Origin of the sequence: Aminobacter sp. SR38, assembly GCF_014843375.1 — a bacterium.
Taxonomy (GTDB): Bacteria; Pseudomonadota; Alphaproteobacteria; order Rhizobiales; family Rhizobiaceae; genus Aminobacter; species Aminobacter ciceronei.
In genome coordinates this window covers 41,155-55,975 of sequence record NZ_CP062114.1, presented here as the reverse complement: position 1 = coordinate 55,975, position 14,821 = coordinate 41,155, and the positions used below count along the sequence as shown (strand labels likewise).

At 60.3% G+C, this 14,821-nt stretch carries 15 protein-coding genes; 7 read left to right on the top strand and 8 right to left on the bottom strand.

Annotated elements, in window-relative coordinates; all coding sequences use genetic code 11:
* Window positions 1-117 precede the first annotated feature (117 nt).
* Genes IG197_RS30670 through IG197_RS30660 form a run of 3 tightly spaced genes read right to left on the bottom strand, consistent with a single transcriptional unit; the run spans window position 118 to window position 3,859 of the window.
* Window positions 118-1,275, bottom strand: a complete 1,158-nt coding sequence (locus IG197_RS30670) for a TniQ family protein (protein ID WP_192320723.1) — start codon at window positions 1,273-1,275, stop codon at window positions 118-120.
* The gene (locus tag IG197_RS30665) at window positions 1,275-2,183 is read right to left on the bottom strand and encodes a TniB family NTP-binding protein (RefSeq protein ID WP_246765471.1); all 909 of its coding nucleotides are present in this window, start codon (window positions 2,181-2,183) and stop codon (window positions 1,275-1,277) included. Before IG197_RS30665 ends, IG197_RS30670 begins: the two co-directional genes overlap by 1 nt.
* Entirely contained in the window at window positions 2,177-3,859 is a 1,683-nt protein-coding gene (locus IG197_RS30660; RefSeq protein WP_192320721.1) for a Mu transposase C-terminal domain-containing protein, read from the bottom strand. Before IG197_RS30660 ends, IG197_RS30665 begins: the two co-directional genes overlap by 7 nt.
* A gap of 192 nt (window positions 3,860-4,051) precedes the next feature.
* Between IG197_RS30660 and IG197_RS30655 the strand changes: the two genes are divergently transcribed.
* Entirely contained in the window at window positions 4,052-4,975 is a 924-nt protein-coding gene (locus IG197_RS30655; protein ID WP_154386549.1) for a recombinase family protein, read from the top strand.
* A 115-nt stretch (window positions 4,976-5,090) separates the two neighbouring features.
* The gene (locus tag IG197_RS30650; protein WP_154386550.1) at window positions 5,091-5,297 is read left to right on the top strand and encodes a hypothetical protein; all 207 of its coding nucleotides are present in this window, start codon (window positions 5,091-5,093) and stop codon (window positions 5,295-5,297) included.
* A 37-nt stretch (window positions 5,298-5,334) separates the two neighbouring features.
* Here IG197_RS30650 and repC read toward each other — a convergent pair whose 3' ends face one another.
* The 3 genes from repC to repA all read right to left on the bottom strand — a co-directional run bounded on the left by repC (window position 5,335) and on the right by repA (window position 9,091).
* Window positions 5,335-6,651 (bottom strand): plasmid replication protein RepC, encoded by a 1,317-nt coding sequence (repC, locus tag IG197_RS30645; protein WP_154386551.1) that lies wholly within the window; start codon window positions 6,649-6,651, stop codon window positions 5,335-5,337.
* A gap of 166 nt (window positions 6,652-6,817) precedes the next feature.
* Window positions 6,818-7,828, bottom strand: a complete 1,011-nt coding sequence (gene repB, locus IG197_RS30640) for a plasmid partitioning protein RepB (protein WP_154386552.1) — start codon at window positions 7,826-7,828, stop codon at window positions 6,818-6,820.
* Window positions 7,829-7,903: 75 nt separating this feature from the next.
* The gene (gene repA, locus IG197_RS30635) at window positions 7,904-9,091 is read right to left on the bottom strand and encodes a plasmid partitioning protein RepA (protein WP_154386553.1); all 1,188 of its coding nucleotides are present in this window, start codon (window positions 9,089-9,091) and stop codon (window positions 7,904-7,906) included.
* Window positions 9,092-9,706: 615 nt separating this feature from the next.
* On the opposite strand from repA, the gene IG197_RS30630 reads away from it, so the two are divergent.
* Entirely contained in the window at window positions 9,707-9,967 is a 261-nt protein-coding gene (locus tag IG197_RS30630; protein ID WP_154386554.1) for a WGR domain-containing protein, read from the top strand.
* Between the two features lie 160 nt (window positions 9,968-10,127).
* On the opposite strand, the gene IG197_RS30625 is transcribed toward IG197_RS30630, so the two are convergent.
* The gene (locus tag IG197_RS30625; protein ID WP_154386555.1) at window positions 10,128-11,357 is read right to left on the bottom strand and encodes a Fic family protein; all 1,230 of its coding nucleotides are present in this window, start codon (window positions 11,355-11,357) and stop codon (window positions 10,128-10,130) included.
* A 252-nt stretch (window positions 11,358-11,609) separates the two neighbouring features.
* Complete coding sequence (locus IG197_RS30620; RefSeq protein ID WP_185910480.1) at window positions 11,610-12,314, bottom strand: autoinducer binding domain-containing protein; 705 nt, start codon at window positions 12,312-12,314, stop codon at window positions 11,610-11,612.
* Between the two features lie 210 nt (window positions 12,315-12,524).
* On the opposite strand from IG197_RS30620, the gene IG197_RS30615 reads away from it, so the two are divergent.
* Genes IG197_RS30615 through IG197_RS30600 form a run of 4 tightly spaced genes read left to right on the top strand, consistent with a single transcriptional unit; the run spans window position 12,525 to window position 14,819 of the window.
* Window positions 12,525-13,154 (top strand): acyl-homoserine-lactone synthase, encoded by a 630-nt coding sequence (locus tag IG197_RS30615; RefSeq protein ID WP_154386557.1) that lies wholly within the window; start codon window positions 12,525-12,527, stop codon window positions 13,152-13,154.
* Window positions 13,155-13,182: 28 nt separating this feature from the next.
* Complete coding sequence (gene trbB / locus IG197_RS30610; protein ID WP_154386558.1) at window positions 13,183-14,166, top strand: P-type conjugative transfer ATPase TrbB; 984 nt, start codon at window positions 13,183-13,185, stop codon at window positions 14,164-14,166.
* Window positions 14,156-14,527 (top strand): TrbC/VirB2 family protein, encoded by a 372-nt coding sequence (locus IG197_RS30605; protein WP_154386559.1) that lies wholly within the window; start codon window positions 14,156-14,158, stop codon window positions 14,525-14,527. The genes trbB and IG197_RS30605 overlap by 11 nt, the downstream gene beginning before the upstream one ends.
* On the top strand, window positions 14,520-14,819 hold the full coding sequence (locus IG197_RS30600; RefSeq protein ID WP_154386560.1) for a conjugal transfer protein TrbD: 300 nt from the start codon (window positions 14,520-14,522) through the stop codon (window positions 14,817-14,819). The genes IG197_RS30605 and IG197_RS30600 overlap by 8 nt, the downstream gene beginning before the upstream one ends.
* Window positions 14,820-14,821 lie beyond the last annotated feature (2 nt).

The window sequence follows — 14,821 nt, the reverse complement described above, 5'->3', positions numbered from 1 at the left end:
CGATGCGTCTCCAACCGATCGTTTGATGATATCTTCGGTGTTTGTACAAAAGGCCCCTTTGAAGCTCCGAAACTGTCATTTGTCACAGTGGACTGCACTGACGGGACAAAGCTGACTTCAGTAGGGGTCACCGGCGAGATCAGGCGTCCGGGCGACGAGAAGCGGCGCCAACAGCGGAATTCCAAAGCTTTTGAGGGCTTCGTCCGTTTGAGCGACGAACTGTGCACTGCGGGGCTGATGGTTGAGCATCCGACGCAGATCGATCGCGACGTCACGGTTTTCACGAGCGAGCAGGGTGATGTTTTCGATCTGGGCGGGCATCATCTCAAAATTCCGAGAGAGAACCGCACTACGCGAGGCTTCGGTCGGAAGCGGCAGCATCAGCGCCTTCAACGGCTGGAGGCCCGCCCTGATCAGTGGCTGCATCGCCACAGCTACCACCTTCAGCACGTTCGCCCGTTCTAACCGACCCAGCTTCTCGTAAACGCCCCAGGGCCCCAGGGCATGGCGATATGGAAGGCCTGCGGCCGCCCACGCGGCCTCAACTATCGGACGTGCAGGATCCTTCATGCGGCGCGGCCGGCAGATCTCGTCGATAACGCCACGTAAAACGCGGAGCCAGAGGCCACCGTGAACAACACGGCCACCGGGCAATTGTACCCTGCCCTTCGTAACTGCCTGCAGGGTCAGGCCATCAAGCGAAGAGAGCTCTGCGGCGGCTGCCTGGGAAACTGGGTATTCGAATTGGTCGGCGGGACTGGCAGCTCGCAGCAGGACGCCATGCTTCGGGCAACTCGCCATCCAGCTCGCCCGCCAATGTAGCCGGCCGAACCGCTGCCGATCGCTTCGCAGGCAGTCGACACACCCGATCATCTTGCCCTCGGCGAGATCGCCGGAAATCCAGGGAAGCCACCAGGCAGCCCGCACCGGTCGCACCCGCAATGCCGGGTTCTCGATTACGCCAAACTGACAGCAATACGCGGGGAAGATGTCGCCTCGCGGCGCCAAACTGTCCACCAGATACGGCACATAGGCCGCCATCGTCATGGCCTGGATTCGTCCAACGGCAACACCGGTGCGTTCTGCAAGCTTCTTGATCAATGCGGCTGGCGGCCAGATATCCACCAGCTCGATATCCGGTCTCTCGATACCCAAAGCTTCTTCAGCGAATTCGTCGACGCCCATGTCGTATGCATCGGCGAGCCGCCATAGCCATGAAGACAAAGCTTCTTGCGGCAGCGGCTGGGGATGAATCGGCAGTCTTGTCGCCATCATCAGACCAGAAGCTTCTCGGTGAGACGTCGGCGTTCTGCCGGACCCTGGTATTTCATCAGGCAAAGTGATCGCTGATTGATCGCCTCTTCCCCGCTTTCGACCGCGGCGACAGCAGTCGAACGCAACAGAGCCGCTATTTCGCCAATCGTCCCGCCCGAGCGAGCCAAGATCCAGCGCTGCAGCTCGGCCGAGCTGAGAAATGAGGGCTTGCGAAGCGGGAACGTCGCCACAAAGCTCTGGATCAACCGGTTGAGTTCGTCGCCCTCCTCCCAGACTGGCAGGATGATCGGATGAAACCGGTTCTCAAGCTGCGGATCGGTGCGGATGGCGAGATAGGCGTCCTTCGTCCCTGCCCCGACAATCGGGATTCGCAGCTCGTTGCCGAGAAACCGCAACAAATTGAGGAATTCCCGCTGTGCCGGTACGGTACCAGCCAGAAGATTGTGCAGTTCGTCGATGATGAGGATTCGTGCGCCAACCCTCTTGAGGATCGACAACGCCAGCGCTTCGAGATCATGTTTGCGGGCCGTCCTGCGAACCGGCGCTCCCAAAACCTCGAGAAGATGCTGGTAGAAGCGCGCAACCCCCGGATCGGTAAGCATCTGCACCACGACAACAGGGATGTTTTCCTCGTCACGGCCGGGCAAGGCGGGCGGCATATGATCGCGTCGGAATTTCTCGATGATCATCGATTTGCCGTTGTTTGTCGGCCCAAGCACGAGAAAACATTGCGGCCGAACGCGGCCAGGCTCGTTGTCAATCGCGGCACTGAGCAGATCGAGCGCAGCCTGTGCCTGCGGGTAGCCGATCCACCATTGGCCACGGATGAAGGCAATTCGTTGCGCGTCGTCTGCGGCGGCAATCTCTTGCAGATCGCGCGAAAGGTGTCTGAGATCGCTCATCACCATCTTTCCATCGGAAATGGCACCAAGTCGGCAGCCTGATCATCGCCGGCAACCTCGGTTTCGATCGCCGGCATGACAGCCACGCGATCCACCGACGATTCTCGCACCGGCGTCTGTCGCGCCAGCTGGCGCCGGGCCGCTCTGGATTTCTTCGCCGCAGCCTTCACCAGCCCTCGCTGCTGCTCGACTGTCCTGAAGATGACCTCTTCATCGACCTGGGCGCGACCTCCTGCCCTGATCGTTCGAATGGCCTGGCGATGCTCAAAAAGCGAGATTCGGGGCCTTTCCAGACGTCGGCAAGGCACCGTTACATAGCTCCGGCCGCCGGGCTCGAGCACAAATATCTGCGACAGATCGCGAGGATCCCGGCGGATCAGGAAGGATCGGCACCTATTCCTATTCGCTATCCACGGGCGCAAAACATCGGAATAGTAGGTGATGTGGTCGAGCGTGAAGCCATCGCGTTGGATCGTGCGACGCACAACAGGCAGGAAATCGACCAGATATTCGCGACTATTGGCGACTGGTCGCGGGTCTTCGTGCTCGGCAATTCCGCGCTTCCACCGAGAGAGCGGCGGCTCCATGATCCCTTCGTGGACCTCGTGATGGTAGCGTCCGCTGATAGCCAGAGCCAGCCAATGCTCCAGCTCGGACAAGGTTAGAACAGCAGTTGCATCGCTGTCATAGGTTCCCCGTTCAGCGGGATTTGAGAACGTCGTGCCGGGCAGATCATGGACAAGGCCCATCAATGTGCCGATCAGACGCTCGATCACCCCGCCGAAATGAGGTTGGCCCTTCGGGCGGTATTCCAGGTCGATGCCATGCTGCTGGCAGCCACGCGCGAGAGCCTCCCCATGAAACTCCGCGGCATTATCAAGATGCAAGAGACGCGGCACACCTGCGATCGGCCACTCCGTATCGAGGCCAAGGCCGTCGAGATAGCTGCTCTTGTCAACGCCAGTGTGGGCGAGGCACAAACCGACACTCGTTGCGGACGGCGCCTCGAACGAGACCAGAAAGCCCGCGATGCAGCGGCTGTAGACGTCGATCGCCACCGTCAGCCACGGTCGCCCGACGGGCAGGCGTGTGATTTCGTCCACCAGAATGATATCGACCGGCGTGTGATCGATCTGGACGATGTCGAGCGGTCCCCTCGGCACTGGTCCATGGCCCGCGGCCGACGTCAGCCGCCTTGCTGCGATGCTGCGCGGGCCGTCACGACGCAGCGCTACCTCTTCAGCCCGAATCGTCTCCAGACGACGGCGGATCGTTTTCGCCGAAGGAGCCAGCAATCCAGCCTTTTTGCATCGGAGTTGAACTTCCTCGACGAGCCGGACAATCCGACGCTTCTGCCGCGTCAGGTAGGTGTCGTAGATTGCGGCGGTGACAATGTCGTCCACCCGCTCCGGCATTCTGGATCGGCCTCGGCCGCCGGATGGTTTTCCGGGGGCCAGCGAACTCATCAACCCACCTGAGGCCCGAAACCGGGCGACAAGCGTGTAGACCGATCGGGTGCTCATCCCCAGCAGAGCGGCCGCGCCCCGCGCATCAAGGGCAGAGACCAGTTCCTGAGCCGCCAAGGGTGCTATTACCGGATAGCGGTGCTGCGCCTCTTGCCGCGCTTCTTCAGAGAGCCCGAGCGTGCCGCGTTCGGCAATCGGACTAGCGTGTTCTTCCACCTCTCTCTGTCCTTCCCCTGTCGACAGCCGAATCGGCGATACTGAAGGGAAGTATGGGCACTTTATGCTACATAGTGAAGACAACTATGGGGAATCAGGAGTCGACCACTGTGACCATGACCTTCGCTAAGATATTGATCTTCAATGCTCCCCATTGAAGCCGACTTTGACAACTGACATCAGGCGCTCCAAATGGCCAAAACACCGCACAACCACTCCTCCCGTCGACCACAGAGCCGGCAAATCGGCTATGCGCGCGTCTCGACAGACGAGCAGGCTACAGAAGCCCAGGAGATGGAGTTGCGGTCCGCCGGATGTGAGACAATCGTCCGGGAGCACGGCTCCGGGGCCTCAAGAGCCCGCCCTGCCCTTGCCAAGATTGTCCGCGAGATCGACGCTGGCGACACGCTTGTCGTCGTTCGGCTCGACCGCCTGGCGCGCTCGGTAAGCCATCTGCTCGATGTCATCGAGGACCTGACGGCAAAAGGTGCGCATTTCCGGTCGCTCAGCGACCCGATCGACACCACGACGCCGCAAGGCATGTTTTCCCTGCAGGTTCTTGGCGCCGTGGCCCAGCTGGAGCGGGCTCTCAACTCCGAACGGACCAAGGCAGGCATCAAAGCCGCCAGAGCAAAAGGCCGGATGCCGGGCAATCCAGGGATCCGCGAACGTCGGCCGGACGCGCTGGCCAAGATGACGGCCGCGCAAAAGGCAGCCTATGGAGCGCGTCTCCAGTCATCCGCGAACCAGTGGCTTCCCATTGTGCGGCGCATGCGACCCGACCACACATGGGACGATATCTCCCGCGTTCTCAGGCAACGTGGTCTCGATTGGACTCCTGAGCGTTTACGGCGCGCGGTGAAATGGATTGTCAGCGAGGGAATGGCCGACAAGTCGCTTCTGAGGAAGTCGCCGCCTCGGCCAGCTGAGGATCGTCTGATGACCCTCGTGGCGGGCATCCATTCCTCCAATCCGGAGCTGACCTTGCGCGAAATCGCCAACCAGCTCGAGCGACTTCGTGAGCGTACGCCCCGTGGCGGTACGAAATGGGCGCCCTCGTCCGTCAAGAACCTCATCGACCGGGCAAAGCGTAGCGGCTTGCTCGAGGCGGCCTGAATACGCAACCGAGGACTGATTTTGTGGCGCCTACGCCGTATAATTCGCGGAGCTCGTTCGTAGCCAGAACAACCCAAACAGTCCGCAAACTCCGGAGCGCGCAGCAGTGGAAGCCATGACCGTCAACAGCCGCGACGATTTCGCCCAATGGGCCATCGAGCGAACCAAGTCGATCCTGACCGAGCAGGGTTCGGAGCTCGCTTCTGCGGCGCGGTGCGGAGACGATGCCCGGATGGGCGAAGCTGCAAATGCCCTTGGCCAATCGATCATCGATGCACTGCTCGAAACTTTTGACGGTCTGATCGACGACGACAGAGACTGACCGAGTTGCCGCCCGCGGAATTCAAATCTATCAATCATCACGATCTGGGCTTGTTCAGCGACCGCAGAAGGGCTTCCGAGACTTCGAGCCGCCCTTCCCCGCTTTCACCGCCGCTTCGCGGTTCGTGGCCGGTTTTCTCCGCCGATTTGTCGGCGTCCAGCTTGGCGCGCAGCAGTGCCATGATCATTGGCCAGGTCGAGAATTTGCCGTCCCTTGCCTTGTCGGTCAGGCTGCGCAGATAGCCGCCGGCGCTGTTGATCTGGTCTGATCGCTGGTAGATCGCGGCAAGGGTGATCGCCGCGTGCTGTTCGCCCATGACCTCGCAGGCGTCCCGCCACGCGCTGGGACTGATTGCCAGCATCGGCCGGGCCAGTTCCGCCGCGGCCAGAAAGTCGCGCCAGTGACGGATTTCCCCGCCTTGCGTCAATTCTCGCAGGTTGGGGCAGGCGTCCAGCACAATGCCCAAAGGCAATTCTCGCTTCGGCAAGCTCCGTACGTTGTCGGTTTCCGCGGCGCTGCCGCCCGCTTCATTCTTATTTCGAGAGCGGTCTTCAGATTCAAATATGGAGTCTGGGTTTGAATTCTGTATGTGGCGACCAGAATGGGACTCATTGGCGTCCGGATTCTGTGTTTTTGCAAATGATTCCAATACCTCGAGGATCTCCGTGTAGAGGCCGTGAAGATCGCAGCAGATATCCTCGATGAGTTGCCTCGGCGCTGAGCGCGGCAAGCGGCAGACGATGGCCTGATAGGTCTGGTAGACCCTGCCCCAATTGCCCGGAACGTTCTCCTCGATGCCAGTCTCGATGAGCTTGACGATATCGCGGCGCAGGAGCGTGAGACGCTCCTTGGCGATCCGAAGGGCGTTCTTCTCGGCCCGGACGGTGTCCGCCAGCTCCTTGAATTCCCCGGCCCGGGCAACGATCGGCGCCAGGTCGAACCCGTAGGCCTGTTCGACTTGACCTCCCCTGCCCTTGCGGGCGAAGCGCTTGCCGTTCGGACTATCTCTGCGGATGATCAGCCCGCAGTCGACCAGGACGGCCAGGTGGCGCCGTAGCGTCGTCGCCGGCATTCCGTTCGCACGGGCCATGAGTTGCTCGTTGGACGGCCAGACGATCAGTTCGCCGTCGCCTGTGAGCTCCGTTTCCGGATGAAACGAGAGCAGCGCGTTGAGAATGGCGAGTGCGCGGTCCGTAGCGCCGATCAGCTCGCGCGCTTCCCGGATCGTCTGGAACACTTTCCATTTCTGGACCTGGGCGCCAGCCGGTGCCGATTTTGCCACAGCCTGGCTTGCCATCATGCCAAGTGACATCGTTCGCCGCCCAAAGGGCGTCGTTGGGGTATGCGTCTGCATTGTCCTTCACCTATTGCTAGGCAAAAGAAACCTGCTCGCCGAATCGGCGCTCAAACCGACCTGAATGGTCTTGACTATGATTCGCGGAAGTGGGATTCTCTCAGTCGCCAAACTTAAAGAGAAGGTCTTCCGGAATTGCCGTTTCGGGGGCCTTTTTCTTTTGCGCTCAATCTCCGTTCGTGGTTGCTCGTTTTTCCCGACGGAAAGCCTCATACAACTCGCTGAGATTTTCCGAGAGGTAGTCACCGAACGCTGCTGCGTCGGTTCCCTTCGCCTTGAGGGCGATGGTGAATTTCTTGCCACTGGCCACCATCTCCGCGGCGATACGCCCATCAGACGGCGCCCAGTTGCGTTTGGATGGCGCCTGCGCGGCACGGCGGCGCGGCTTGGATGCCTTCAGCTTCGTGACGACCGCATCGAACCGCGCTTCGCTTGGCATCCCATGCCAATCGGAACTCAATGCCAGAGCCAGGGCAGTGTCGAGATTGCCCGGCTTGTCGAGGAGGAGCTTGAGCTCATACCAGCGATCACGACCGACAGCCTTCGCGCGGCCGATCGCCTCGAGAAGTTCCTTGGGCATCGAGGCGACAGAGAGCATCTTTGAAAGCGTCGGCCGATCGACACCGATTGCGGCGAGGGCTGTGGCGTTGTCCTCGTCGAATTTCCGCTCAACGATGTCGGCGGCAAACAGTGCTTTCTCGATGAAGGACGTGTTCGCTCGCGCGTTGTTTTCCTGTCCCTGGGCGATCACATGATCGCGCTCGGAGATATCCTTGATGACAGCGCGAAGCTTGAGACCAAGCTCTTTTGCGGCGCGCCAGCGGAGGCGACCGAAGACCAGCATGTAGCGGCCGGGCCGCTGCGGGTGAGGGCGAAGGAGCGCCGGGGAGTTCTGGCCGGAACCACGGATCGACTCCAACACCTGAGCGTAGTCGGCCTCGTAATCTTCCTGATCGACGTTGAGCCGGTCGTTGGCGAAAGATTGGTCCACCAGGTCGGGGTTAACCTCGATTATCGTCTCGCCCTCGAGCAGCTTGCCTGCCTGAGCCGCCATTTCGTCGATCGAGCTTATGAGCGAGCGTGATGCCCCCTTGAAGGTGTAGTCTTGCGCGACCGGGCGCTCGGCGGGAGCGTCGCCGTTGTCCATGATGCTGGCAAAGGGATTTTTCCGCGCCATTTGACTAGCACCCCCTTAAGCGGCTTATGCGCTTGAAACCGTGGGTTTTTTTGGTGGTTTTGACGGCAGTCAACATCACAACCGCCCCCATGCCTGGTGGATCAGTCCCTGAATCTCGAAGTTCACGGCATCCATGCTGTCGATCGCCCGATCATAGGTATCGCGATTGAAGTTCGATCGCTCGACCTCATAGAGCGTCTGCTTGGTGAGGCCGGCGTCAGAAATCGCCGTGGATTTGAGCATTGGGCTTTTCAGAATTTCCTCGGCAAGCATCGACTGCATGAAGCCGACCATCTGTGCCTGGGGAATGTCCGTGGGCTCGTATCGGGTGATGAGATAGCGCAGCCAGTCCAGCTGGACCTTCGCGCCAGCATTCTTGATGGACTTCATGATATTGCCCAGCATCAGCAGAAACTGACTCATAGACATCAGATCCAGCATCTGCGGGTGGACGGTAATCAGAACCGAGGTGGCGGCCGACAGTGCCGACAGCGTCAGATAGCCGAGCTGTGGAGGGCAATCGACGACCACGACGTCGTAGCGCTCACTGACCGAATCCAACGCCCGGGCGACCCTCGTGAAGAACCGCTTTCCTTCCTGAGACGGAGACTGCATGGCAAGCGGAGTCTCGTACTCATATTCCTGCAGCTCCAGGTTCGCCGGGATGATATCGAGCAAGGGGAAGTTCGTCTTGCGGATGACATCTTCGGCCGGGGCGGGGTTGTCGTACCGGATCGCGTCGTAGAGCGAGGGGTTCTTGTCGAGCTCCGGCTGGAAGCCATGGAGGGCTGAAAGCGAAGCCTGCGGATCGAGATCCACCGTCAGGACCCGGTGACCGGTGAGCGCCAAATGCTGCGCGAGGTGCGCCGTGGTGGTGGTCTTTCCCGATCCACCCTTGAAGTTGACGACCGCAATGACCTGCAGCTTCTCGCCAGGTTTGCGGTAGGGCACATACTTCTTGGAATCCGATCGCCCGTGCTTGTCGAGATAGTCCCGAAGCTCGGTCATCTGCTCGGCCGCGTAAAAGCGCCGTCCGCCGGCACCGACGAAAGGCTCAGGACCTTTCTTTTCAAGATGGAGGCGCTTCAGATTGTTCGGACTGATACCAAGATAGTGGGCGACCTCGGCCATCGAGAACCGCCGAAGGGTCTTCTGCCCCTCGGTCGGAAACTTCTCGACGCGCAATTGGTCGAGCTTGCGCGAGATCTCGGCCCCCTGGGCAAGGATCTTGTCGTCAAACTCAAAACTTGGGAGAAATGCCATCTCCGCTTTGTCCCCCAAACGAGAAAATAGCGCCATATTCGACCTTTCGGCCAATCTGGCGCCAGTATGAGCGATTCCCGTTCTCTGGCAAGGGATTTTAGGTTAACGAAACCTTAACGACATGCCCAGGTCCACGCCAACAAGATCACTCAGCGGAGCCTCACAGTCCGGAATCGCGGCGTCGGCGCGTACATTTTCCATCGATTTTTCAATCGCTTAGTTTCTCCGCGGTTGGTCAATCCGCGAGAACCTTCAATGCCACATGCCGCTGGCTCGGTCCATGCAGCACCCTGAGAAGTTTCACAGTGGTGGATGGCGTCAAACCGAGTGAGTGGGCGTGACCGCCGCTCCTTTGGGGCGACTCACCTTCACCCATGAACAGATGACTCTTAGCCGGCTATGCAGCGCCCAGCGTGGTGGCTCAAAATTGCCCAACGCGTGTTTGTCAGGCTGCCACAAGTCCATGGGCCGACGGGAAACGGAAGCAACTAGACAACCCTCCGGTCGATCGTCTTTCCCGTCAGAGAGGCAATTATCACCGACGTGAATCCCTCACGCCCAAACGATTCAGCCAATGAATTGGACGTGGGTACCGGAAGTCGATGACAATCAGACATGGTCGAGCCGAAGCTTCAAGTTGTCCTTCAACGCCGCGATTGCGCTCGCAACGTTGCGCGGTTTTATGTACTCGCGATAGAACCGTCACTGTACGGTGATGCGGCGCTTATGCGCGCGTGGGGGCGGATCGGCTCGCTCGGCCGACAACGCCTTGACCTCTATGCGTCGGCCGCTGAAGCCGGCGAAGCGCTCGAGGCCTGGCTCGCCCGTAGGGTCGGACGGGGCTACACGCCCGTCACTGCCAAGGTCACATTCTAGTCCAGGGGCCCATAATCACGGCAATTGTTGCCGCGGCTACAACGGGCTTGCACAGCAGCATAGGACCGGCATTGTCGATATTCGGCTGACCGAAGGCAGTGTTCTACTCTCTGAGCGGGGACGGCCGGAGTCATTCCGGTTGTCACTCCTGAAATTCCACTCATCTGAAAGACAGTGAAGGCGGTTCCGGGACATTGGGTTCGACATCGGTGAAGAGATTCGGAAACAGCCGTTCCCTGAAATCGAGGGGGAAGGCAATACGTACCGGTGCCTTCGGAGTTTCAGATTTCAGAAAACCGCGCTCGACAAGATCCGACAGCGTGCTCCGTGCCGTGCGCTCGGATGTTTTCAGCACGAAATTGGCTTCACCACGGGGCAACCTGCCGTGCCGCAACACGGCCGCCACCAGATCAGGTGCTCGTTTATCGTCGACGACATCTTTTATTAGGGCGCGGTAGCGAGCATCGAGCCGCCCGAGGTCGAACATTGCGGTCGAGAACCGCACCTGGTCGAGCGCGACTGTAAGGAACCATTCGACGAAATCCTTGAGTGCCGATTCCGAAAGATTTCCTCGTCCATCACGATCGCCTTGTCTGGGACTGTCGGCGTGATCCATCATGCGCTTGTATTCGCCACGATCTTTCAGGCCACGAGCGAGGCCACGAGATATCGACCACAGGCCGTTGCCTCCAATACCGGCCTTGAGCGCCATGGCGTGAGACATCAAGCGACTGACGCGGCCGTTGCCGTCTGGAAACGGGTGAATGTAGTTGAGGCGGTGATGAGCTGACGCAATCGCGATGATCCGCAGGCTGGCCTGCTTTTCGGCCATGGCGAACCGCTTCTGGAAATACTCCATGAAAGCTATCACCCTGTCAGAAGATGGCGGCTGATGGCGCCCGACAGCGACATCATGTTCCGCGGACGTCCGGAACTCGCCGGGTAGGATCTCGGCCTTGGCGCCATCAGGTTTGTCGATGAACCGGAATTCCTCGGGCATCTCGTCGTAGAAGGCGCGATGAACCCACCGAATGAAATCGATCGAAGTCGGGCTCGGCAGCTCGCCGCGCAACCCGAAGCCGTCAATCATCCTCTGAACTTCGACATGGGCCTTCGCCTCGAGGGCGAGGGGACGACGTTCGGGATCTATCTCGGCGCCGGCCAGGGCGCTCTCGATATCTCGAGGTCGTGTGTTGTGGCCTTCGATCAAATTCGAATAGTAAGAATTCATGACTCGTACGAGATCGGCCAATTCGTCAGCCGACTCCGGATGCAGGCCTCGGCCGAGTTCATCGGCGGCCTTCTGCAGCTCGATCGCAAGATCGGCCAGAACGGTCGGCACCGCGTCGTCAAAAAACAGCGGCTCGATGCGGGCAGGGGTTTCAAGCATTCTTTTGCCGATCTCAATGGTGCCTCAACGGATTGCAATGTAAGGCATTGGACGCAATAAGTCAGCACAATTGCCGATATTAGTTGCCGATCTCCCTGCCGATATCGGCCGCCGATCAGGACGCGAAGCCGAATAAGCCTCAAAACAGCCGGGCAGGGTAGGGGGCGACGGCGCCATCGCGGATGACTCTTTTGCCGCCGGCAAGCACAACACGAAGTAGAGGCGGAAAGGCCCTCCCGCGACCGGCCTGGATCAGATCAACTGTTGACGCACTGCAAGCGCGACGGCGTGGGTGACGTTGGTGGCATCGAGCTTCCGCCGAGCATTTTGCAGGTGATACTCGACCGTCCGGACTTTCGTCCCGACGATTTGCGCGATTTCGGACATGCGCTTGCCTTTTGCCATCCAGCTCAGGCAGAGCCTCTCTCTAGGGCTTAACTTGACGGTGACAGCAGGCATTGGCTCGAGCATCCAGCGCCGCGCATAGACATCCACGTGCGATGCAATCGAAGCGGCAAGGAAGGGGCATTCTACCAGGCAATTGTCACACCGGTTCGACGACGCAAGCGTGAATAACACAGTCCGGCCGAACCCGGCCGACACGGGCACAGATATCCCCGATGCGATACCATGATCCCCGGCTTCTCCGAGGAAGCGCACCTGATCCGGCGATAATGCCCGTGCAATGTCGCGTTCGGACCACGCAAAGCAGCGTTCAGAACGGCGGGCTTCCTGCACGACGGGATCGATGCTCGCGTATTTCTTGTTGATATAGTGGCCTTGCCATGCGCGCGGGTACGTCGAAAACGTGTCGATCTCCGGCCCACAAACCGAGAGATAGGCGAACCAGTCAAACCCCAATTGGCCGGCGAACTCCTTCACCGCGGCTTTGACAGGCGCCATCCCATGGGCCGTTTCTAGTGCGTCTCGCAACTGGTCGAAGGCTTTGCTCGGCAACGATCCTCTCCGGGTGTTTTTGTCCTCAATTCGGGTAGTCGCAATTTCGCGTTGCATCGCAATTCAGCCATAAATGCGGCAACGGCCCCTCGGCACTCCCCCCTGTCTATCACGGCGACGACTGTCGATCCCCTGTGACTTTTCACAGCTGGTGGTGCGCGGCCGTACGGGATTCAAGAGACCGCAATTCAATGGGTTAAGGATTGGGTCATGCGCGTCGTCGCCATTTGCCGTACGAGGGCTACAAGTAGTGAGCAACGTCTGCTCGAGCGCATGCACGAACTGCGCGCAAGGGTCTTCAAACACAGGTTAGACTGGGACGTCCACGTAGAGCACAACCAGGAAAAGGACGAGTACGACCGGCTCGATCCGACCTATCTCGTGCTCGTCGGCAACGATGGTCACGTGATCGGTTGCGCCCGCCTCCTTTCGTCCACCGGACCGACGATGCTCGGTCAGATATTTCCGTTTCTGGCGGGCGCTGCTCGCATGCCCCAATCGAGCCGCGTCGTCGAGAGCTCGCGCTTTTGCATCGACACCGAACGCAGCGAAATCGTCTCCGCGAGCGGACTGCGCGACGCCACGCATACCTTGTTCGCCGGCATCATTGAATGGTCGATGGCCAATGGGTACGACCGGATCGTCACGGTGACGGACGTTCGGTTTGAGCGCATTCTCAGCCGAGCGAAGTGGCCACTGGAGCGGCTCGGGTCTCCACATCCTATTGGCAATACCATTGCTGTCGCGGGCCTCTTATCTGCCGACGAACCCAGTCTCGAGCTGGTGCGGCCGTCGAGCTACGTCTCCCTCTTCCCGGCCGCTGTGGAAGCCGCGGCCTGACCAAAGCAGCCGGGCAGGAGGGCGGTTCATGAGCGAGTCGAAACGACGGCTGATCCTCGGTCTGCAGGACGCACTTGGCGCCACGGTCACGACAGCGCTCCATGACCCCGACGTTGTGGAGGTCATGCTCAACCCCGACGGCAATCTATTTATCGAGCGGGTAGGGCAGGGGATAGCGGCGGCGGGGCGGATGGCCTCCCATGACGCCGAGACCGTCATCGGCAAAGTCGCCCACGCCCTCAAGACCGAAGTCGACCAGGACCGACCGATTATTTCCGGGGAATTGCCCCTTGGCGGACATCGCTTTGAGGGGATTTTGCCACCGGCCGCGCCTGCGCCGATGTTCACGATCCGCAAGCGCGCGTCGATGCTGATCCGCCTCGATCAGTATGTCGCCGACGGCATCATGACGCCCGAGCAGGTTGATGTGATCCGCGATTCGATCGTGAACCGGCTCAATATCGTAGTGTCGGGAGGCACTGGAACGGGCAAGACCACGCTCACCAATGCAATCCTGGCGGAGCTGGTCGAGACGACGCCGGAGCACCGGCTGGTGATCCTGGAAGACACTGCCGAGATCCAGTGCGCGGCGGAAAATCATGTGATCCTGCACACCACAGACACGGTCGATATGGGCCGTCTATTGAAGTCGACGATGCGGCTGCGTCCGGATCGCATCATCGTGGGCGAGGTTCGCGACGGCGCTGCCCTCACTCTCTTGAAGGCATGGAACACCGGCCATCCGGGCGGCATCGCGACGGTTCACTCGAACTCGGCCGGCGCCGCTCTTACCCGTCTTGAACAGCTCGTTGCCGAAGTCAGCTCCCAGCCTATGCCGGAAGTCATCGGAGAGGCGGTCGACCTGATCGTCTCGATCGAGCGCGCGCCCGGCGGGCGAACCGTTCGCGAGATCCTGAAGGTCGAAGGCTTTCGCGACGGGCGATACCTCACCTCGCCGGTCGGCGCGTCGAAATCCGAATCCATCCAGGGAAGAAATCTTCATGTCGTCTAAGAAGGCTTTCACGCTCCTGCTCGGCCTCGCGGCCGCATCGCTCGTCATGATCGAACCGGCGCTCGCCAGCGGCGGGGGAGGGGGCCTGCCCTGGGAAGGGCCTCTGGAACAGATTCAGGAATCCATCACCGGCCCGGTCGCTGGCGCTATCGCGCTCGCCGCGGTCGCCATTGCCGGCGGCATGTTGATCTTCGGCGGCGAGTTGAACGATTTTGCGCGGAGGCTCTGCTACATCGTACTCGTCGCCGGCATCCTGCTCGGTGCAACGCAAATCGTCGGCCTGTTCGGCTCCAGCGGTTCGTCCATCGGCGTCCCGCTGGAGGCGCACGAACAAGAGCCGGTGGTTGCCCCGCATGGCTGAAAGGGAAAGCCGGCTGGCGACGGCGCGGATACACCGTGCCCTTTCGCGTCCGACGCTGCTCTTTGGGGCTGACCGTGAGCTCGTGCTTCTGACCGGGCTCGCCGCGGTCATTCTCGTCTTCGTCATCCTGACGACCGTATCGGCGCTGCTCGGCACGGTCATCTGGATCGTGGTTGTCGGGCTACTGCGCATGATGGCGAAAGCCGATCCCCTGATGCGCCGCGTCTACCTGCGCCACATCAGATACCGCCCCTACTACCGGCCGACCTCCACGCCCTGGCGGACGTTCTGACT